General features: G+C 67.8%; 16 protein-coding genes and 2 pseudogenes. 8 read left to right on the forward strand and 10 right to left on the reverse strand.

The features are described 5' to 3' along the window. The first annotated feature begins 795 nt into the window (after window positions 1–795). The 3 genes from RF640_RS18040 (at window position 796) to RF640_RS18050 (ending at window position 2,730) form a co-directional block, all read left to right on the forward strand. Window positions 796–1,431 (forward strand): hypothetical protein, encoded by a 636-nt coding sequence (locus tag RF640_RS18040; RefSeq protein ID WP_368828567.1) that lies wholly within the window; start codon window positions 796–798, stop codon window positions 1,429–1,431. After that, window positions 1,428–1,715 carry a hypothetical protein gene (locus RF640_RS18045; protein WP_368828568.1) on the forward strand — a complete coding sequence of 96 codons (288 nt, stop codon included), beginning with the start codon at window positions 1,428–1,430 and terminating at the stop codon, window positions 1,713–1,715. Before RF640_RS18040 ends, RF640_RS18045 begins: the two co-directional genes overlap by 4 nt. Window positions 1,716–2,049: 334 nt before the next feature. Further along, window positions 2,050–2,730, forward strand: a complete 681-nt coding sequence (locus RF640_RS18050; protein ID WP_368828569.1) for a GAF and ANTAR domain-containing protein — start codon at window positions 2,050–2,052, stop codon at window positions 2,728–2,730. A gap of 195 nt (window positions 2,731–2,925) precedes the next feature. Here the strand turns inward: RF640_RS18050 and RF640_RS18055 are convergent, their stop codons facing one another. From RF640_RS18055 to RF640_RS18080, 6 genes and pseudogenes are all read right to left on the reverse strand, one after another. After that, window positions 2,926–3,657, reverse strand: coding sequence for a response regulator (locus RF640_RS18055; RefSeq protein WP_368828570.1), 732 nt, complete (start codon window positions 3,655–3,657; stop codon window positions 2,926–2,928). A 177-nt stretch (window positions 3,658–3,834) separates the two neighbouring features. Then, entirely contained in the window at window positions 3,835–5,034 is a 1,200-nt protein-coding gene (locus tag RF640_RS18060) for a heparan-alpha-glucosaminide N-acetyltransferase domain-containing protein (RefSeq protein WP_368828571.1), read from the reverse strand. A gap of 244 nt (window positions 5,035–5,278) precedes the next feature. Then, a pseudogene (locus RF640_RS18065) lies at window positions 5,279–6,228 on the reverse strand (IS3 family transposase); the annotation flags it as partial. Between the two features lie 165 nt (window positions 6,229–6,393). Then, window positions 6,394–8,994: an ATP-dependent Clp protease ATP-binding subunit gene (locus tag RF640_RS18070; RefSeq protein ID WP_368828572.1), complete on the reverse strand. Its 2,601-nt coding sequence runs from the start codon at window positions 8,992–8,994 to the stop codon at window positions 6,394–6,396. Between the two features lie 287 nt (window positions 8,995–9,281). Further along, the gene (locus RF640_RS18075) at window positions 9,282–9,761 is read right to left on the reverse strand and encodes a general stress protein (protein WP_368828573.1); all 480 of its coding nucleotides are present in this window, start codon (window positions 9,759–9,761) and stop codon (window positions 9,282–9,284) included. Window positions 9,762–9,930: 169 nt separating this feature from the next. After that, on the reverse strand, window positions 9,931–10,251 hold the full coding sequence (locus RF640_RS18080) for an Hsp20/alpha crystallin family protein (protein ID WP_368828582.1): 321 nt from the start codon (window positions 10,249–10,251) through the stop codon (window positions 9,931–9,933). Between the two features lie 692 nt (window positions 10,252–10,943). Here RF640_RS18080 and RF640_RS18085 point away from each other — a divergent pair. Beyond that, window positions 10,944–12,035: a hypothetical protein gene (locus RF640_RS18085; RefSeq protein ID WP_368828574.1), complete on the forward strand. Its 1,092-nt coding sequence runs from the start codon at window positions 10,944–10,946 to the stop codon at window positions 12,033–12,035. Window positions 12,036–12,085: 50 nt separating this feature from the next. Here the strand turns inward: RF640_RS18085 and RF640_RS18090 are convergent. After that, a pseudogene (locus RF640_RS18090) lies at window positions 12,086–12,319 on the reverse strand (integrase core domain-containing protein); the annotation flags it as partial. Window positions 12,320–12,512: 193 nt separating this feature from the next. Between RF640_RS18090 and RF640_RS18095 the strand changes: the two are divergent. The 3 genes from RF640_RS18095 (at window position 12,513) to RF640_RS18105 (ending at window position 16,233) form a co-directional block, all read left to right on the forward strand. Then, the gene (locus RF640_RS18095) at window positions 12,513–13,091 is read left to right on the forward strand and encodes a hypothetical protein (RefSeq protein WP_368828575.1); all 579 of its coding nucleotides are present in this window, start codon (window positions 12,513–12,515) and stop codon (window positions 13,089–13,091) included. A gap of 1,447 nt (window positions 13,092–14,538) precedes the next feature. Further along, window positions 14,539–15,450, forward strand: coding sequence for a hypothetical protein (locus RF640_RS18100; protein WP_368828576.1), 912 nt, complete (start codon window positions 14,539–14,541; stop codon window positions 15,448–15,450). Window positions 15,451–15,684: 234 nt separating this feature from the next. Next, window positions 15,685–16,233 (forward strand): excalibur calcium-binding domain-containing protein, encoded by a 549-nt coding sequence (locus tag RF640_RS18105; RefSeq protein ID WP_368828577.1) that lies wholly within the window; start codon window positions 15,685–15,687, stop codon window positions 16,231–16,233. Between the two features lie 270 nt (window positions 16,234–16,503). On the opposite strand, the gene RF640_RS18110 is transcribed toward RF640_RS18105, so the two are convergent. Further along, window positions 16,504–16,770, reverse strand: coding sequence for a hypothetical protein (locus RF640_RS18110; protein WP_368828578.1), 267 nt, complete (start codon window positions 16,768–16,770; stop codon window positions 16,504–16,506). A gap of 301 nt (window positions 16,771–17,071) precedes the next feature. Between RF640_RS18110 and RF640_RS18115 the strand changes: the two genes are divergently transcribed. Further along, complete coding sequence (locus RF640_RS18115) at window positions 17,072–17,377, forward strand: DUF4193 domain-containing protein (RefSeq protein ID WP_368828579.1); 306 nt, start codon at window positions 17,072–17,074, stop codon at window positions 17,375–17,377. 107 nt (window positions 17,378–17,484) lie between these two features. On the opposite strand, the gene RF640_RS18120 is transcribed toward RF640_RS18115, so the two are convergent. Continuing rightward, window positions 17,485–18,723 (reverse strand): ABC transporter permease, encoded by a 1,239-nt coding sequence (locus tag RF640_RS18120; RefSeq protein WP_368828580.1) that lies wholly within the window; start codon window positions 18,721–18,723, stop codon window positions 17,485–17,487. Continuing rightward, on the reverse strand, window positions 18,723–18,869 hold the full coding sequence (locus RF640_RS18125; RefSeq protein ID WP_368828581.1) for a hypothetical protein: 147 nt from the start codon (window positions 18,867–18,869) through the stop codon (window positions 18,723–18,725). The genes RF640_RS18120 and RF640_RS18125 overlap by 1 nt, the downstream gene beginning before the upstream one ends. Between the last annotated feature and the right edge of the window lie 72 nt (window positions 18,870–18,941).

Raw genomic sequence — 18,941 nt, forward strand, 5'->3', positions numbered from 1 at the left:
CAAGAAGATGAGTGATCAGGGGGTCAACCTTCAGATGCCGGAAAGGGGTCAGTTTTCACTCGCCGTTGACAATCTCAGGGGTTTCCGGCCTCGAGATCCGCTGCCGTTCGATCAGTCACGGGGATGGGCGCGCGTCATGGATTTCTGGATCCCGGGCTCTCGCGCAGAAATGAGTCTTTCCACTCCATGGGGTCACCTCTGGAGGGTCCGCCTCGGCGGTACTCCGTAGGCCGCCCGGTAGGCGCCGGCGAACCGGCCCGGATGGGAGAGTCCCCACCGCGCAGACCGGCGGTGTGGACTAGGGATCGGCAGGCAGTTTTGAGGTCCTCGCGCACAGCACCGCCTTTCACTCATCATCGAGCGGATCCGACGTCCGTCTGGATCTGCGGCCGCTGTTCCGGCCGGCCTCGCTGTGCCGGCAGTGACCGGTACCCGCGGGACCTCGGACACTATGAACGCCGGTGATGCCCCCCCCTGTAAAGACGCTCATGAGTCGGACCTCACCAAGACTCTGCCCCCTCGGGACAATGCTCGAGGGAGCCATGGGTGTGGACAGCGGGCGGGCGGCCGAGATGCTGGTGCGTTTGATCGGCGACGGGGCGCTCACCGCTCGCGTGAGGTCCTGAAGCCGACTGGAGTCGTTGCCGGAGGACCCCCGTACACGGTGCGTCACCGTGTGGCAGCCGCCTGGCCGGCTGTCATATCGTAGGGGGACGGACTCGAGACATGGGCCGTCCTTTTCGTTGTGCATCCGGGGGGCTGCGCTTCGTGGACGTCTCATGCTGTACTCATCGTTTGTCCGTTCTGCTGCGCCTGGATGTGGACGGGGCGGCCGTGTGCCTGGCCGTCACCGGGTGCCTGACCGTGCGCAGCCAGCAGGTGCTGCCGGGGATCGTAGACCGGTCCCGGTCCTTGTGCTCCTCCGGGTCGGTGGTGGTCATCGACCTCACCGGTGCCGGACACATCGAAGGCTCCGCCCTGCGGGCAGTACACCGGGCGATCCGGGAGGCACCGGCCGGGGGGCGGGTCGAGTTCCGCCTGCCGGAGGTCCTGCCCGATCACCAGGCCCCTCGACCGCGACCGGTCCTGGGGCGGTCACCGGTGGAAGGAGCTTTCGAGCAGGGGCGCACTGCCGCCGCCCATGCCTATCTGCTGCAGCGGTGCCTGGCGGGGGCCGGGATCGGGTTGGACCAGCTGTGGTGGCAGTACTTCCAGCTCGGGGGAACCGCCGGCAAGGCCGAGGTCGACGCCTACCTGCACCTGTGCCTGGACCTGCCGGCCCACCAGCGCAATCTGCTCGCCTACGCCGGCAACGGACTGCTGGGCCCGGCAGCGCCCGAGCGCGCCCCCTACACCACCGATCTCGCCCGGACCGATCCACCGACCGGGCCGACCACCGGCCGGGTCACCACGTCCTGGAGCCGGCGATGACCCGGTGGACGGTCATGGCCGGGATCAGCACCACCGCGCCCCTGGGGCCGGCGGTGCTGGAACAGCTCCGGGACGCGCTGCGCGCTGAGCGGGGGGTGGTGACCTACTGCATTCCCGGGCTGTGGCTGCAGATCGAGGTGCAGAGCGAAGACGACATCGGGGCCTGCCGGTCGGCCCTGGACCGGCTGGCCGGGGCGGTCTTCGCGCTGCTGCCGACGGCCTCCCTCACGGATCTGCAGATCACTCCCCTCCAGGTCCCGGACGCACGGCCGCAGGCAGCCTGAGGGCACGTGCCGGCGACGGGCTAGCGGGGGTGAGGAGCCCCTGCGGGGCGTCGGTGGGTGCCCTGGTTCTTGCACCGAGGGGGGCCGGCAGCGGCTGCGGGACGCTGGATCGCCGTGGTGGCTCCCTTGCTGACCACCCGCGCGCAGGGCTGGTGGTTGCCTTCCTCAGGGGCTGCTCCGGTGCCGCCGGGCGTAGACTGAGGCGTGCTGGCGCCATGCACGGGTTGGCTGGTGACCGGCGGGTTCGCGGGTCGCCCCTGCTACGGACGGACGCCGCGCCATGCCAGCCCCTTCTTCGGGCGGGACCGCCCACGAGACACTCCAAGACCTGCTAGTGCATTCTGAGGACATCACCGGGTTCCTCACCGAGTTCACCACCGTGCTGGCCCAGCGCCTGTCAGCCGCCGAGGCCACGATCGACTGCGCGGTGAACCTGCTGCGCCAGCACAAGGCCGCCACCGTCGCCTCCTCCAGCGCCCGGGCCGTGGCCCTGGACGAGACGCAGAACCGGCTCCGCGACGGGCCCTGCCTGAGCGCGATCCGGCAGCACACGGTGGTGCGCGTGGGGGATGTGGCCACCGACACCCGGTGGCCGGGCTACCTCCCGGCCGCCGCCGCTCAGGGTATCGGCTCGATCGTGGGGGTGCCCTTCGATCTCGGGGAGGAAGCCAGGGCGGGGCTGAACGTCTACTCCGACCGCGCCCACGACTTCGATCCGGAGACCATCGCCACCATCGAGCACGAGGTCGCTTTGGCCTCCAGCGCCCTGCGCCTGGCAGTGCGCCTGGCCCGCCACCAGGAGAACGAGGCGGACCTGCAAGCAGCCCTGGCATCGCGCACCACGATCGATTTGGCCGTGGGCATCATCATGGGCCAGAACCGCTGCCCCCAGGAAGAAGCCATCGAGATCCTCAAGGCCGTCTCCAGCCACCGCAACATCAAACTGCGCCAGGTCGCCTCCGACCTGGTCGCCACCGTGGGCCGCGGCCCGGCCGCCACCCACTTCGGACACTGAGCCCCCGCGACCAGGAACCCAACACCCCACCACCCCAAGACCACTGGCCGCACGTGAAAAGTGGCCGGTAGTCCGCCATATGTAAAGCACTCCCTTTCGCCTCGCCGGCACTGGCAGAACATCCGACCGGTCAGCAGGACCGAGATCGGCGCCGCCATCGACCGCGCCGTCAGATGGCCCGACAAGCTGATGCGCTCAGGCGCGACAGCGGTCATCGCCGGGCCACATGCGGTAACCGATGCCGCGGACGGTGTGAATGAACCGCGGGCTACCCGCGTCCTCCCCGAGCTTCCGGCGGATCCGCCCGATGTGCACATCAACCAAGTGCTCATCCACAGTCCCACGAGTGTCCCAGACCATCTCCGCCAATTGCCGGCGGGAGAACACCCGCTCGGGGTGGGCGGCCAGGGCGGCCAGCAGGTCGAACTCGATCCTCGTCAGCTCCACCGTTTCCCCGGCCATGTGAACCACCCGGGTAACCTGGTCCACCGCCAGCTCCCCGATCACCCGGGCCTGGCCCGGCGACTCGGCAGGGGCTGTGGCGAGTCGGGAGCGGGAGGGGCGTAGCATCGCTTGGGTCCTGACCACGAGCTCGCGCGGGCTGAACGGTTTGGTCAGGTAGTCATCGGCCCCCACCGACAGGCCCACGATCTTGTCGATCTCGTCGTCGCGGGCGGTGAGCATCAGCACGTGGCAGTCCGAGAAGGTCCGCACCTGACGGCACACCTCGATCCCGTCGATCCCGGGCAGCCCCAGGTCGAGCACCAGCACGTCCGGGGCGAACTCTCGCACCGCGGCCACGGCCTCGCTCCCCTCGTGCAGCACGGCCACCTCCAGGCCGGCCTTGCGCAGGTACACCTCGACCAACCGCGCCAGATCGATTTCATCGTCAACCACCAGGACCCGGCCGGTGAGAGATGCGACCATGGCGCCTCCTAGGTCCAGGACCGGCCCGCTGGCCGAGGTGCGGCCGCACGGTCCGACCGGAACCCCGTTCGCCGGAAGACCGACAACCGATGTCGATGATGGCCGAGGGCCACGGCCCGCACCCACCACCGAGGGCTCCACCCGTTGTGGCGCGTGGGAGTCCGCCTCGACCGGTGCTCACTGCCGGTCGAGCCGGTGGGGGCGGTGGAGCACGGCGCGGCGGGTGGTTCTCACGCTGCTGCTGACCACCCGCTCCAGCGGCCCCTGGCCCAGGCTGCGTTGCCAGATCACCGCGAACAGGACATTAGCTGCCAGGTTGACGGTGAACCACAAGTAGGGCCGGTCGTAGTGGGCCTCGAAGGACAGCCCTACCAGGTGGGCGGTGTACAGGGTCAACGTCATCGCACCCATCGCCGACAGGAGCACGAGCAAGGCCCTGGCCCGGGGGGCAACCAGCAGGAAGAAGCCCAGCACTGCCAGCCCGACGCCCAGGCTGGCGGCGATCGCCAGCGGGGTGTTGGTGTGCGCGGTGTCGACCACCAGCCACCACACGGTGTCGGTGAGCAACTCGTCCTCCGGCCCCGACAGGAGAGCCTCCTCGAGTTCCTCCTGATCCATCCCGGAGCTGCTCAGCAGCCGCTCGTAACCTCCCAGGGCGTAGAGCAGGAGATACGAGGTGACCTGGGCGAAGGTCGCCACCCCGATCCCTGTCACCAGCAAACGGATCTGGACCGCCTTCTCGCGCAGGTGCAACCGTCCCACCCCCATTCCCATCAACAGGTATGTCAGGTAGCACAGGGCCGGGTACGAGCCGGTCAACATCAGCTGGGAGGCTGTCGCTCCCGGTTCTTTCACCACATCAACGAAAGTGGGGTTGTCGGAGGTGTAGGCGGGCAGGACATCCCTGAGCCCCTGCATCAGCAGCGGACCCACGATCCAGAAGACCGCCGCGCAGACGAACAGTGCCTTCGGCCCCATGTGGAGGAAGGGGATGGCCAGCAGGAAGAACACCCCGTAGTAGATCAGGATGTTGTCCGCCGGGGCGTCCTCGGGCATCACCGTACCGATCCACAGGCCTACCACGGCGATGAGGACGGCGCGTACGGCCACCCCCACCCGGTCCGCGGCCAGCTCCCGCTCCCGGTGCCGGCGCCGTCCGTCGGAGCTCAGTGCCAGTCCCACCCCGGCCAGCAGGGCGAACAGGGCTGCCGAGTTCCCGCCGAAAAGGATGTAGGACCAGGTCAGCTCGCCGGTGATTTCGTCCTCGGTGGGCAGGATGTGCACCGCCATCAACCCGATCAGCGCCAGCCCACGGGCCGCGTCGATGCCCACCAGCCGCCTCGAGGAGCGGCGGGCACCGCCCGTGGCACCCGCCAAGGCGGATCCTTCCGTTCTGGATGTCCCACTCATGATTCCCCCAGATGTGCCAGGCTCGCCCCGGCGCCCCTCAGGGTCCCGGCCACGAGCCGTGTAAGCGGTCCCAGCAATCCCGGGAGCGTCCTGGACCCAGGATCTGCGCTGCACCCTGCGGACCTGTTGAGCAATCCTCAAGATTCCATAAAGTCCTAAGAGCCCCACCGTGCACGCCAGAGGGACAACTGCCGCACGCGCCCAGCAGCGCGTAGACGGCGCCGTGGTCGGAGTGGAACACCGTCCCGGCCAGCGTCCCGCGCTCGTGCCAGGCGGCCTTCAGCGCGTCCTCGACGAGCTCGGTGCGCATGTGATCGGCCATGCTCCAGCCGGCGAGCTTGCGTGAGCCCAGATCGATGCAGGACGCGAGGTAGAGGTTCGTGCCGTCGGCGATGGGCAGGTAGGTGATGTCCCCGACGTAGCAGCGGCACGGCACGCCGATGCTGAAGTCGCGGCCGAGCAGGTCGGGGAACCGCCTGCCGGACTGGTCCGGGAGCGTGGTCTTCACGCGCTTGCGCAACCGGATACCGGCCAGGCCGTGCTCGCGCATCACGCGGGCTACTCGCTTGTGGTTGACCCGATCGCCGGGCGTCGTGCCCTCGTTGAGGTCGGCCGTGACCCGGGGCGCGCCGTAGGCGCGGTCCCCGCCCCGGGCGGGATCCTGCAGCACCTGGATCCGCGCCACCAGCGCCGCGTCGGCCGCCGCTCTCGCTGCCCGTGTCGGCGCGGCGGCCAGCCACGCGTAGAACGATGACCGGGCGACCTCGACGACCTCGCACAACCGCTTCACGCCCCAGGCGTCCTTGTGGTCCTCGACGAACTGGAAGCGGTTCACCAGTTCGTCTCCCCGGCGAAATACTTCGCCGCCTGACGGAGGATGTCCCGCTCCTGCGCGAGCTTGTGGGCCTCGGCTTGCGCTGCGGCCAGCTCGGCTTCCAGCCTCCTGACCTTCGCCGCCTGCGACTCCGACCGCCCCGCGACCGGAGCGACCACCTCCCCGGTCCTCGTGGTCCCGGAGCCGAGCTTGTCGACCCACTCCTTCAACGAGCCCCGGGACACGCCCAGATCCGCCGCGATCCCCTTCAGCGTCGCGCCCGGCGTGGACTCGTACAAGTCCACCGCCCGGCGACGGAACTCGTCGGTGTAGTTCTTCCTTGCCATCCTTGGATTCTCGCTTCCCCAGCATCGTGCTGGATTCCGCGTGTCCAAGATCAGGGGTTAAGCCCCCCTCCCCCAGCCCAGGGCGGGGCGGGGGCAGGTGGTGGGGCTACCCCCGCCCCGTCGGGGCGTGTCGAAGATGGCGGGCTCTTCGGTGCCGGGGTGCGGTTATGGAGTGGGCCCGGTATCGCTGGTGGGGGCGTTCTCGTCCACGTGCCCGGTGCTGTCAGGGCTGGCCTCGGTGTTGGCGGGGGTGGCTGCGAAGTGCAGTGCGCCGTCTTGGAGGCTCACATGCACCGTGTCGCCGGGATCGAGTTCACCGCTGAGAATCAGGCGGGAGAGCTTGTTGTCCAGTTCTCGCTGGATGGTGCGGCGCATCGGGCGGGCACCGAACTCGGGCTGGAATCCGCGCTGAGCCAGCCAGTCCACGGCCGCTTCGTCGATGTCGAGGGTGAGGTTCTGCGCCCGGGCCCGGCGACGGGTCTGCTCCAGGAACAGATCGGTGATCTTGCGCAGCTGGGCCTGGTCCAGGCCGCGGAAGATGATGATCTCGTCGATGCGGTTGAGGAATTCCGGCCGGAACTGCTGGCCGAGCAGGTCCATCAGCGTCTCGCGCAGCTCCTCGAGCGGTTGCCCGGCCTGGGCGGTGGCGAGGATGCGGTCGGCGCCGACATTACTGGTCATGATGACCACCGTGTTGGAGAAATCGATGGTACGGCCCTGTCCGTCCGTGAGCCGGCCCGCGTCCAGGAGTTGGAGCAGGGTGTTGAAGACGTCGGGGTGGGCTTTTTCGATCTCGTCCAGGAGCACGACGGTGTACGGGGTGCGGCGCACGGCCTCGGTGAGCTGACCGGCGTCTTCGTAGCCGACGTAGCCCGGAGGTGCTCCTACGAGCCGGGAGACGGTGTGCCGTTCCTGGAACTCGCTCATGTCAAAGCGCACCATCCGGTCCTCGTCCCCGAACAGGGCCTCGGCCAGGGCCCGGGCCAGTTCGGTCTTGCCGACACCGGTCGGGCCCAGGAACAGGAACGAACCGACCGGCCGGTTCGGATCGGCCAGCCCGGCGCGGGCCCGGCGGACGGCTTCGGCTACGGCATCGACGGCTTCTTCCTGGCCGACCACACGCGCATGGAGGGTTTCTTCCAGGCGCAACAACCGCGATCGTTCCTCCTCGGTGAGTTGGGCCACGGGGATGCCCGTGGTGCGGGAGACGACCTCGGCGATGTCCTCGGCGGTGACCGAGGGCACGGGGCTGCGCATCTGCTGGGCCTCGTCGAGCCGGGCGCGGGCGGTGTCCAGTTCGGTCTTGAGCTCATCGGCACGCCCGTAGCGCTCTGCCGCCACGGCGGCGTCCTTTTCGCGCTCGAGCGTGGTGATCTGCTCGCTCAGCTGTCGGGTGTCGGCCGGAACGGTTCGAGCTCGGAGCCGGACCCGGGCGCTGGCCTGGTCGATGAGATCGATGGCCTTGTCGGGGAGGAACCGGTTGGTGATGTAGCGATCGGACAGCTCTGCGGCGGCCGCGATGGCCTCCTCACTGATGCGCACCTGGTGGTGGGCCTCGTAACGGTCGCGCAGCCCGCGCAGAATCTCAATGGTGTCCTCCACAGAGGGCTCCGGAACGAGGATCGGTTGGAAGCGCCGCTCCAGCGCCGGGTCCTTCTCGACGTTCTTGCGGTACTCATCGATGGTCGTCGCCCCGACGACCTGTAGCTCACCGCGGGCCAGGGCAGGTTTGAGCATGTTCCCGGCATCCATGGACCCTTCGGCGGCGCCGGCTCCGACGACGGTGTGCAGCTCGTCGATGAACAGGATGACGTCGCGTTCGGCGGCGGTGACCTCGTCGATGACGTTCTTCAAACGCTCCTCGAACTCCCCCCGGTACTTGCTGCCGGCGACCATGCCCGCCAGGTCCAAGGTGATCACTCGACGGTTCGTCAAGGTGTCGGGCACGTCCCCGTTGACGATGCGTTGGGCCAGCCCTTCCACGATGGCGGTCTTGCCGACACCGGGGTCACCGATGAGCACCGGATTGTTCTTCGTCCGCCGTGACAGCACTTCCAGGGTCTGCTCGATCTCGGAGTCACGACCGACGACCGGGTCCAGCTGCCCCTCGCGGGCCGCCTCGGTGAGATCCCGGCCGTACTCATCCAAGGTGGGAGTGCTGGAGGACTCCGTCGCCGGGGACTGGCCCTCGTGCTGACCGGCCCGGGCATGCCCACCGGCAGGTCCGGCCTTGGTAGGGCGCACCGCGTCGGTGTTCGGTAGCGCCCGGGCCAACAAACGCCCGGCCACGGAGTCGGGGTTGGCGGTGATGCCCAGCAGAACGTGTTCGGGATTGATCGTTGGCGAACCCGCCTGACGCGCCTGGCGGTAGGCATCCAGCAGAGCGCGCTTGGCCGCAGGCGTCAAGGACGGCTCCTGCTCCTGAGCACCGGTGTCACCGTCCACGAGCTGCTGGACCTGGCCGGCGAGCCTGCCCACGTCCACCCCAGCCTGCTCGAGCAGGGACGCAGTGGCCGGGGCCTGGGTGAGCGCCCAGAGCAGGTGCTCGGCGTCCACGTCGGAGCTGCCCCACTGCCCAGCCTGTTCCACGGCGGCACGAACCAGATCGCGGGCCTCCTCCGACAGCAGCCGGGACAGGTCCACGCGTTGCACCGATGACGTGGGGTCCTGCCGGGCGCCCAGCACGCTGAAAGGATCCCGGCCGCCGAAAAAACGGCCCATGATGTCATCGAACGGGGAGTTCAGGTCAAACGGATTGTTCGTCATTGTCGCCTCCTACAGGCGTTGATCGGTGATTACCTGGGATGCCCCTGACAGAGGGTCTTGGGGACGAAGCTGTCGGGGTCCACTGCAGGCAACTGCGGGGATCACGCTCGGCAGAGCCGAGCAGCTCCCGGTTGGTGGTGACAGGCACGCCGACGTCCCTGCTTCCCGGCGAGATCCGCTCCTGGATCCGCCCCAGCGGTGAGTGTCGGGGGAGCGCAGAGGGCCACGGCCCTCAGCACTTACTCGGGCATGGGCCAGCACCCGGTCCGGGCCCGGGCCTTTGGCGGTCAAGTCGTGGGACGGTTGGCGTCGAGCTTGGCCGTGGCCGCCTCGACGTACTCGGCCTCCACGAGGATCTCGTAGGAGGACGCCTCCAGGCCCTGGACGCTGCTGAAGTCCCGGCGCCCGCCGGTGGCCGCGTGGCCCAGCAACCCGAAGATCAGCCCCCACACCGCGCCCAGGAGCACCGCCCACAGGATTACCGACAGCCACCCCACGACCGTGAAAAGACCCAACAGCAAGCCAATGAGCAATCCCAGCCAGGCCCCGGAGGCGGCTCCGTACAGGGCGGCCTTGCTGTAGGTCATCCGCCCGGTGACCTGCTCAACCAGGCGCAGATCGGTGCCGACCAAGCGCACGTGCTCAACCGGGAACCCGGCGTCGGAGAGTCGATCGACAAGGCGCTGAGCCTGGTCGTAGGAGGGCACTGTGCGCAGGACCTGGTAATGAGCCGAAGCAGTGGGTGGAAGAGGGAAGGGATCGGACATGCTCATCGTTTCCTGTTCGTGGTGACGATCCGACCCGGACGGTGGCCTGCACCCGGGGTTGCCGGGCACCTGGGTCGGGAGTGGACGGAAAGTTAGGAAGAGAAATCGCGGAACAGTCCGGGCACATCAGCAGCCCTGGCCTCCCTTCCTCCCCCTCGGTATCGGCCGTTCAGCCGCGGTGCCTGCGATCTTCGTGGACTTCTGCCACTGGCCCCGACCCGGCATCGGAGCCCGAAATCACCAGCACCCCGTCGGTGCAGGTGGCGGTGATGTCCTCCTTGCATCCGGCCGGCAGGGGCAGGACGCGGGAGAAGGACCCGTAACGGAACTCCGAACGGTGGCTGCCCCGGTCTTGCGCGCGGTCCAGGCCCGCAGTCGCAGAGTGTCGTTGGCCCCGGTCAGTTCCATGTCTTGCTCCGGGTCGATGCCCGGCAGCTCCACCCGGACTTCCCGGATGGTGACGTTCAGAAACTGCTCTACCTGCGGCCAGGAGGCGTACAGATCATCCTCCAGCAGACAACAGAAAGACCCGAACGCATCAAGGTCCTTGCGCATCAGCTCGGCCACGGCCGTGGCTCCTCTCCGGGTCCTCAGCCCCGTCCCCGAGCCCGTCGGCCCGTGGTGGGCCAGCGACGGGCCCGCTCTCAGGGCCTTACAAAATGTCGCGGACCTTACCAAGATAAGCATATTTATCTTTGCAGTAAAAGCCTGGCCCGTCTTCGGCGCCTCGTGCCACACATGCCTTCCCGCTCGGGTTGCGGCGGGCCATAATTCGCCTTTCACGTGCCCGGCTTGCCGTCTTCGGAGCTGGGCCTTGACACCCCTGCACCGGGTACCCCCGCATCAGTACCGCACCTGCCGCTGGGCAGTCGATGCATCACCTGTCCGAACGGAATCGACCGGCCCCACGCTGATCACTGCTCCCACACCGCCGAAGCACTTCAACCGATCCGTCACTGCAGCATCATCGAGGAGCCGTCCTCGACACCGGCAGGTCCCGGGCCCGCTGGCTGTGATGTCTTCGCGCTGGCGGCGTCGGCGGGGAGAGGATTTCGCAGTGAGCAGCACCGCTCTTTCCGGGATCGAGGCGACCACCGAATCCGGCCCGCGGTGCTGCACGAAATTTTGGGGGCTCCATCGAGCCAGTGGCAGTCCGGCCCGTGGTTGCCTCATCATGGAGCGGTGACTGCTGAGCGTTGCCGATCCACCGCCGATCCTGCCGAACCCCTTTCCGATGCCGAGCTGCTCATCGGCCTGGTGGTCTCACCATCCCTGAGTGCGGTGCTCGGCCCCGAGGTCACCACCTCGGTGCGCAAGATTTTGGTGCAGCGGTATCCGGGAGTGCGCTGGCAACTGAAGATGGCCGAAGACCGGCTGGTCGATCCACCCACCGAGACCTTGGACCTGCTGGAGGCGGCCCGAAACCGCGTGCTGGAGGAGAACTGGGATTTGGCCGTGGTGCTCACCGAGATCCCCCTGAAGACCGGCCGACGTCCGGTGCTCACCCAGCTCAGCCCCGTGCACGGGGTGGGACTGGTCTCCGTCCCAGCCCTGGGAGCCGTGCACGTGCGGCAGAAGGTGCAAGAGACCACCGTGCACGTGGTCGGGCAGCTCCTGGGCTACGACGCCGAAGACCTCAACGCCCAGCGGGATCTTGCTCGAAGAGCCCACCAGCTGTCCACCGATCTCGACGAACGCCCGGACGACAACGTCGTGCAGTTCACGGCCCGAGTGCTGAGCGGCAACGTGCGGTTGCTGCTGGGCATGATCCGCGCCAACCAGCCTTGGGCCTTCGTGGCCCGGCTCTCCCGGGCGCTGGTCGTGGCAGCGGCCACCGGCATGCTGACATTGGTGGCCTCGGACCTATGGGTACTGGCCATGGCCTACGGGCCGGTACGCCTGGTCCTGCTGGCGGTGATGGCGATCGGGGCGGTGAGTGCCACCCTGATCCTGGGAGCCGGCTTGTGGGAGCGCCCACGGCGGCGAGCCCAACGTGAGCAGGTGATCCTGTTCAATTTGGCCACCACCGCGACCGTGGCCATCGGGGTTGTGGTGTTCTACCTCGTCTTATTCATCCTGTCCTGGGTCGGCGCGCTGCTGCTCATCGACGAGCAGGTACTGGCCGGTGTCGCCGGTCACCCAGTGAACGCTTTGGACTACGCGAGGATCAGCTGGCTCACCGCCAGCCTGGCCACCGTGGGCGGAGCACTAGGAGCTGGACTGGAGGACGAAGATGTGGTGCGCGCCGCTGCCTACACCCGGTCCAGCACCTGACACAGCCCCAGCACAGAAGAAACTGAAACATCTACGCGTTGATGCCACGTCTATGCAGGTGTCATTGCCGGTCGCGATGACTTGGTGGGCTCAGCGCAGTGCGCTGCCTCGTACTCGGCGGGTGGGGCGTTGCCGAGGCGGGTGTGCGGGCGGGCGCTGTTGTACCTGTCGATCCAGGCCAGGGTGAAGCACTCGACGTCGTCGACGGATCGCGGCGGTCCGGGCTGAAACCGGGAATGATCCCGGACCGCTTCGTTTGACGAACGCAGGAGGTGCCTAAAGTGCGCTGTCCGCCGTGGGAAGCGACGATCTTCTCGCGACTGGTTACCGGCGCCTGGTCATTGCCAACATGCGGCAAAGCCTTGTGGTATCCGTGTAGGGCGATGACCACCTGCGCCTGGCCGTGGAGGATGAGTAACTCCCCTTCGTCGGCGACTCGGTTGGAGCGGGGCCGGGCCGGTCTGAGATCATGTCGGCATGATCGAGCTGCTGTCCGTCCTCCTTGCCGTGCTCGCCCTGGCCGTGGCCGTGTGGGCGGTGACGCAGACCCGCAGGTTGCAGGGAACCGCCCCCCGGCACCCCCCGCACTCCGGGAGCACAGGCCGTGCCGACGGACGTGCCGAGAACAGTGCACCACACACCACGGCGGCGCCCCGGCGACAGGTGGAAGATGTGACGGCGTGGATGTCCTCCGAGCTGCACGACGCCGGCGGCAGCACACCGGTGATCGAGGTCCAAAACCGCTCCAGTGCGCCGATCTACGACCTCGTCGTCGTCGTCTCCACCGGTCTCTTCGCCCCCGGGGCGCATCCGATGGCGGGTCGGGACTCCCGGCTGCGCATGCAGATCTTCCCGCCTGGCCACCTCGTCTACGGTCTGCATCAGGAGCGCATCTGGGACACGGGGCGGCGCCCGGACGAGTGCCAGCGGCTGCGCCCAATGACCACTTCCACCGATCAGAAGGTCACGGCGTTCGAGTTCACGGACGCCTCCGGCACCCGGTGGCGCCGCGACGAGAACGGAGTGCTGGAGGAGGTCTCCCCCGAGTCGCAGTAACGCCGGTGGCTCGCACCACAGGCTCCTACCGGATGTCTGGCAGACCCAGAGACAGGCAATCGCCGTCCAGGACGATGGGCACCAAGCAAGAATAAGCATGCTTGTCAATGGGTTTTTTGGCTCATAAGCTGGCTTTCCGGCTGCCTGCCCGCCATACCTAATATGCCCGTCGGTGATCGTCCTGAACGCCCCGGTGTCAGACGGCGGGCACCGGGGCGGGCTGTTCGCTACGACGAATGGGGTCTCGTGGGTCAGGGGCAATGTTCGTTGGGTGCTTACGGCAACGTCGTCCGCGGGATGCTGCGACACGCCATGAGGCCTCTGGGGGCGGCGGCGGTCGGCCGCGGTCTACGGTCGAGTGTGAGCGTGCTGCTCCGGGCGCTGCCGTCGCGGTGGCTTTCCGGGGTGCCGGTGGCGGATGAGGTGCGGCGGCAGTCGGTGGAGGGTTCAACCTTGGCGGTACCGGCGGCGACCACGTGCCGGACGGTGGCCCGTTCGGTGGCGGACGTCCCGGGAGTGGTGCAGTTGCGACCCACCGCGGCCACTGCTGTGCTGGCGGTGGTTTCGCCGGTGACAGATGCTCCGGATACATCCTGGCAGCCGTCCCGGGTCCGCGTCGGTGCCTGCGGTGGAGTCTGCGTGCGCGCTGTTGACGGACGGGCGGAGGTGGCCGTGCACCTGTGCATCGACCAGTCCAGGGTGGCCGCGGCCGACCGGTTGCACACTGCGGTGGCCATCGCCTCCAGGGTGGAGAACCGCGTCACTTCGGTACTGCAAAGAACCGGATGGCACTGCGGGGTTGTGGACATCACCGTGCACGCCCTGCGGAAAGCCAAGACAGACCCAGCACCTGGGCACGTCCTGACCAGGGCCGCACATGGCCGGACGGAGGGGTGACGTTAGGGTTGGCGGGAAAGCCACAACGGATTCCGCTGGGAGGATCGGGGGTCTCCACGTCCTTGACTACCCTCCAGGACGGCTGGCGGGGCGTCGTGCGAGGAATATCTGGAGTGAGTGGTGGTGATGCGCGCATCCCACCAGGGGCGGGGGAACCCAGACGAATCAACACCAGGGTTCCGCTGCACCGGGGGTGCCGGCCCCCATCTTCGACGGCGACGCCATCCAGGGCAGCTCTCGTACTGCCTGTCAACGCCGAGCGAATATTGACCCCTTATCGAATCCGCCCGGCGCCCGAGGGTCAGTATTCAGGCGGCAACGACACTGCCTCCACGCCCTGGGATCGACTGTACGGTCGGCGACACGGCGGGCCATGGCACCGAAACCGACCTGAGCGGCACCACAGCAGCATCCCACCACTGACGGGGCACCACGCACCGCACGCCACCTGCGCCCGGGGCACGGCCCCTCGCCCACCGTTCTCGCCCTGGTGGCGGTGTTCCTCTTCTGTGCTGTGGCCGGCACAGTATTCCTCTGGAGTCAGATGAGCGTGACCACCCCATTCGACCCCTGGTGGCGTAGCCTCAAGAGCGTGGAGCGGCGGCTGGATCGGCTCGAGGGCGTGGATCGGGCGGTGCTGACGGTGGACACCCCGTATTGGGTCAACCGCTCGTTGCACGGAGCCTGGCCGCCCAGGTCCGGAACCCTGGAACTGGACCTGGACGAGGACACGGACCAAGCCCGGCAGCTGGAACTCCTTCCTGAGGCTCACCGGATCATCACGGAGCACGACTGGCCGGTGGAGCAGGGCCACCGCGTCGGTCCCGAGGAGGGCCCCGAGGCGGTGACCTTCCCGGTGGAGCCGGCCACCTGGAAAGTCCTCGTCACCTCCGGCTCCGATCGCCTCGAGGCTGGGGAGGGGCCCGTGTCGGTGCTGCCGCTGGCCCGCCAGTGGACCGACGCGGCCCGGGCCGTCACGGACCGCCTGGTGACCGGAGAGGCCCCCGGATCCGGCCCGGCGATCACTTTGATCGGCTACGGCGAGGTGGACCTCAACTCCGAGGCTTCGGCCCAGGGGCTCCTGGACGCCCGCCAGGTGATGCCCGATGACGTTCAGCTCATCGGCCGACAGGGCAACACCACCGTGCTGGCCGAGAACCCCACGGGCATGGGCCAGGTCACCGCCGCGGACATCGTCGCCGGCGCACGCCTGGGGGACGCTCAAGGTATCCGGACCCTGGACATCGGCTACGGAGGCGAGGACGGCCGCCTGAGCTTCTGGGCAGAAACCCGGGACGACTTCGGGGCGCTTCCGGATGGTCCTCTCCCGGAGTCCACGCTCACCACCGCCGCCGAGCTGCACGACCGGCTCGCCCGACAGGACATCAAGCACACCATCATCATCGCCGTCCCCGGCCACGCATACACCTGGCCCGCCGAGATCGAAAAAGTCAGCGAGTAACCCCCTGTGCAACGCCGCAGTCCCGGCGGTGAAACGGAGAATCAGCAGATCCCTGCGGGAAGGCAGGGGCACCGAGGCGCGGCCGGAGGCTCTGCTCCGGGGACGGGGTCCACGGCGTGGTCCCCGGTGCCATGGACGGGAACGGGGCGGCCGCCGCGCAGTGCAGAGGCTTCGTCTCGGCCCGCTGAGCTCCCGAAGTCAACAAGACTGGGGAAGATCAGGTGGGGTTGACTCATGGATGTCGGCTGGATAGGTTGCAAAGACAAATACCCCTCAGAAAGCGACAACCAGATGCGAAAAAGCGCAGCAAGTGCCGCATTCATCACCGCCGTCGGATTCTCAGCCCTCAGTGCTGCCCCGGCCTCGGCCGACGTTTACGGGCCCATCTTCCCCGTCTGTGATGCAGCCTTCGCTGCAGGGGTGTACAACATCCCCCAGGGCAGCCCGGCCTATAACCCCGCCCTGGACACCGACGCCGACGGCGTGGCGTGCGAGAGCGAGGCCTACGCCTACGACGCCGCGAAGGTGGCCGAGATCGAGGAGCAGCGTGAGCTGGCCCGGGACACACTGCCTCCGAACACCGGCATCATCGCCGGCCCCGATGGCACCGGCCTGGAAGAGGCACCGCAAATCGAGCAGGTCCCCGTCGGTGGCGCCGACACCGGCGTGGCCGTGGAAACCGCCGACGGCAACAGCGCCGCCGCGGTGACCGGTGGCCTGGCCCTGACTGCAGCCCTCGCTAGTGGCGCGTTCCTGCTGCGACGGCGCGCCCGCACCGCCTGAGTAGCACGCCTACGGCCCCAGTAACCCTCGCAAAGGGTTGCCGGTGCCATTGGTGTACCTGTCGCAATCACTGTCCGACGCGTCTGTCCCACCTCATGCATCACCGCGCCGGCAGAGCCAGGACGACCACACGGACCCACCATCAGAGGCCAGAAATTCCAGAGCTGGGTGTCCGACAATCCGCCATGTGTAAAGTGCGATCCCCACGCGGGTTCCCTACCCAGGACCTGACGATTATGAGCGAGCCGGGGCCCGTCAGCGGGTTCGGGGCTAGTGTCCTGGGATGATCCCCAGCGATTGCAGGTCGCGTCGGCGTGACTGCAGTTGCGCTTCCGTCTCAGCAGCCCACAGGCGAGATCGGTGCTCGAAGTTCAACACGAATCCGATGACCAGGACCATCACACCGGCCACCAGCAGGGTCAACAAGGCCGGGTGGGGCTCGTTGCCGGCCCCGATGGACAAGCACAAGCCGACAGCGGCCACTGTGGCTGTGATCCCGCCGGTGCCGGTGGTGACAGTCATCAGTGCTCCGGCCATCTGAGGACCTCCTCGAGCTCGAACTAGACTTTAGAGGTTCCGCCAATAGGCGAGGGACGTCGGGGTGAGTCAACGGTTTCAACGGTGACAGACCGGGCCTCGTGCTCGTCCCATGCCGTTGCCGTACCGCCTATTGGCGGAACCTCTTAGTCTAATTCATACACCTCGGTAACTTGATGTGTCAACAGACTGTGATGCTGGGTGCTAGGCGGTTCCAAGTCACCGGAATAGCAGGGATTTCACTGCAGTTGTGGTCGATACCCACACCCACTCTTCTGCCCAAAGGAGCACGCCCCAGACCATGGCCACCGATTACGACGCCCCGCGCACCGCTCCTGAGGACGAGCCGGCCAACGAGTCCCTGGAGGCGATCCAGGTCCAGCGCAGCGCCACCACCCAGACCGCGGTCATCGACGCCGAGGACTTCGACACCGCCGAGGGCATCGACCTGCCCGGCGCCGACCTCTCCCACGAAGAGCTCACCGTGGCCGTCATCCCGGAACAGGTCGACGAGTTCACCTGCGCCTCCTGCTTCCTGGTCCGGCACCGCTCCCAGCTGGCCCGCCAGTCCGGTCAGACGCGGTACTGCACCGACTGCGAGGGCTGAGCCCCGCGAACCACGGATCCCGCAGAGACTTCAGGCCCCGGGCGCTCAATGCACCTGGGGCCTGATCTGTGGCCCACCTGCCGATGATCAGCGGTGGCCGGCGGTGATCACTTCTTCACCGGGTCCGGGCGCTGGCGCCCCAGTACAGCTCGGGGGTTGAGCTTGTCGGTGTAGGCGATGGAGCCGTAGCGGAACAGCTGCACCGCCACCCGCAGCACCAGGATCCCGAGCACGAACAGCTCAGCGATGACGATCCCTGCGGTGAGCGGGTCGAGGGTGCCGAATCCGTTGCGCAGCATCGCGGTCACGGGGGCGGTGAGCGGGAAGAACGTGAAGACCTGCACGATCAGCGCATCGGGGTCGGAGTTGATGAGGCTGATGGCGTAGAAGGGGATGAACATCGCGAAGATCAGCGGGCCGAAGATCACCCCGGCGTCCTTGGCGGTGGGCATGATCGCCCCGATCGCCACCAGCACCCCGGTGAACAGCACGAACCCGCCGGCCAGCAGGAGCACCGCCACGACCATGGTCCCCGGATCCAGCCTCAAGGTTGAGAGGTCGAGGTCGGGGATGGCCAGCCGGTCGCGGAAGAAGACGTAGCCGATCCCCACCGGGGCCAGCGACACCAGGATCTGCACCGCCCCGACCGCGAAGACCGCCAGGATCTTGCCCACCACCAAGGTGGTGGGGTTGACGGTGGTGAGGATCATCTCGGTGACCCGGTTCTCCTTCTCCTCCAGGGTGGAGTTGAGCATCTGATTGGACAGCATCACGATCACCAGGAAGAACACCACCAACAAAGCTAGTGGGCCGATGGTCTCGGCGAAGCCGCCGGTGATCTGCCCCTCGTGGTAGATCGTGCACTCCACCGCCAGGTCCCCGGCCGCCGCCGCGGCCAGGCCCGGGTCCCCGATCTGAGTCTGGGCGGAGGTGGTCAGGAGCGCCTCGGCCACCGCCTCGTAGGCGCCGTTGTCGAAGAGCCCCCGATCAGCCCCGGTCACCTCGATCGGCTCCTCGGCCGGGTCATCCGGGTAGGCGAAGTAGGCGTCCAGCTCCCCGGCCCTCACCTGCTCCACGGCCGCCTGCGGGTTTGAGACCGGCTGCCCGCCGAAGGCTGCCGCGGCCTCCGGGGTGATGAATCCGGAAGCATCCGTGTAGGAGAAGGCGATCTCGGCCTCGGCCTGCGCGTCTTCGCTGTCGCTGATTGAGGTCCCGGAGATGAAGGACAGGGCGAAGATGACGCCGATGACCACCGGCACGGCCAGGGTCGCGATCCAGAACCCGCGTTTGCGCACGGTCCGGGTGAACTCGAATCCGACCACGGTGGAGAGGTTGTGCTGCGCCATCAGGCCCCCACCCCCACGGTCTCGGGCTGGGTGGCCGCCTCGAGGCTGTCGGCGCCGTAGACCCGGATGAAGACGTCCTCCAAAGAGGTGCGGGCGGTGCTGAAGCCGCTGACCGGGACACCGGCGCGCACGAGCGCGGTGAGCACCGTGAACCGTCACGGGTTTGATGCCGCTTCCTTTCGATGAAGGATGAGGACATGCCCAAGAAGTACGACGCC

It is taken from the genome of Kocuria sp. CPCC 205231 (genome assembly GCF_040980965.1).
GTDB lineage: Bacteria > Actinomycetota > Actinomycetes > Actinomycetales > Micrococcaceae > Kocuria > Kocuria rosea.

What these genes read in the sequence shown, in the direction of transcription:
- RF640_RS18045 (WP_368828568.1), top strand. Translation starts at nt 1,428, where the DNA reads ATGACCCGGTGGACGGTCATGGCCGGGATCAGCACCACCGCGCCCCTG.
- RF640_RS18055 (WP_368828570.1), bottom strand. Translation starts at nt 3,657, where the DNA reads ATGGTCGCATCTCTCACCGGCCGGGTCCTGGTGGTTGACGATGAAATC.
- RF640_RS18070 (WP_368828572.1), bottom strand. Translation starts at nt 8,994, where the DNA reads ATGACGAACAATCCGTTTGACCTGAACTCCCCGTTCGATGACATCATG.
- RF640_RS18075 (WP_368828573.1), bottom strand. Translation starts at nt 9,761, where the DNA reads ATGTCCGATCCCTTCCCTCTTCCACCCACTGCTTCGGCTCATTACCAG.
- RF640_RS18095 (WP_368828575.1), top strand. Translation starts at nt 12,513, where the DNA reads ATGATCGAGCTGCTGTCCGTCCTCCTTGCCGTGCTCGCCCTGGCCGTG.
- RF640_RS18105 (WP_368828577.1), top strand. Translation starts at nt 15,685, where the DNA reads ATGGATGTCGGCTGGATAGGTTGCAAAGACAAATACCCCTCAGAAAGC.
- RF640_RS18110 (WP_368828578.1), bottom strand. Translation starts at nt 16,770, where the DNA reads ATGGCCGGAGCACTGATGACTGTCACCACCGGCACCGGCGGGATCACA.
- RF640_RS18115 (WP_368828579.1), top strand. Translation starts at nt 17,072, where the DNA reads ATGGCCACCGATTACGACGCCCCGCGCACCGCTCCTGAGGACGAGCCG.
- RF640_RS18120 (WP_368828580.1), bottom strand. Translation starts at nt 18,723, where the DNA reads ATGGCGCAGCACAACCTCTCCACCGTGGTCGGATTCGAGTTCACCCGG.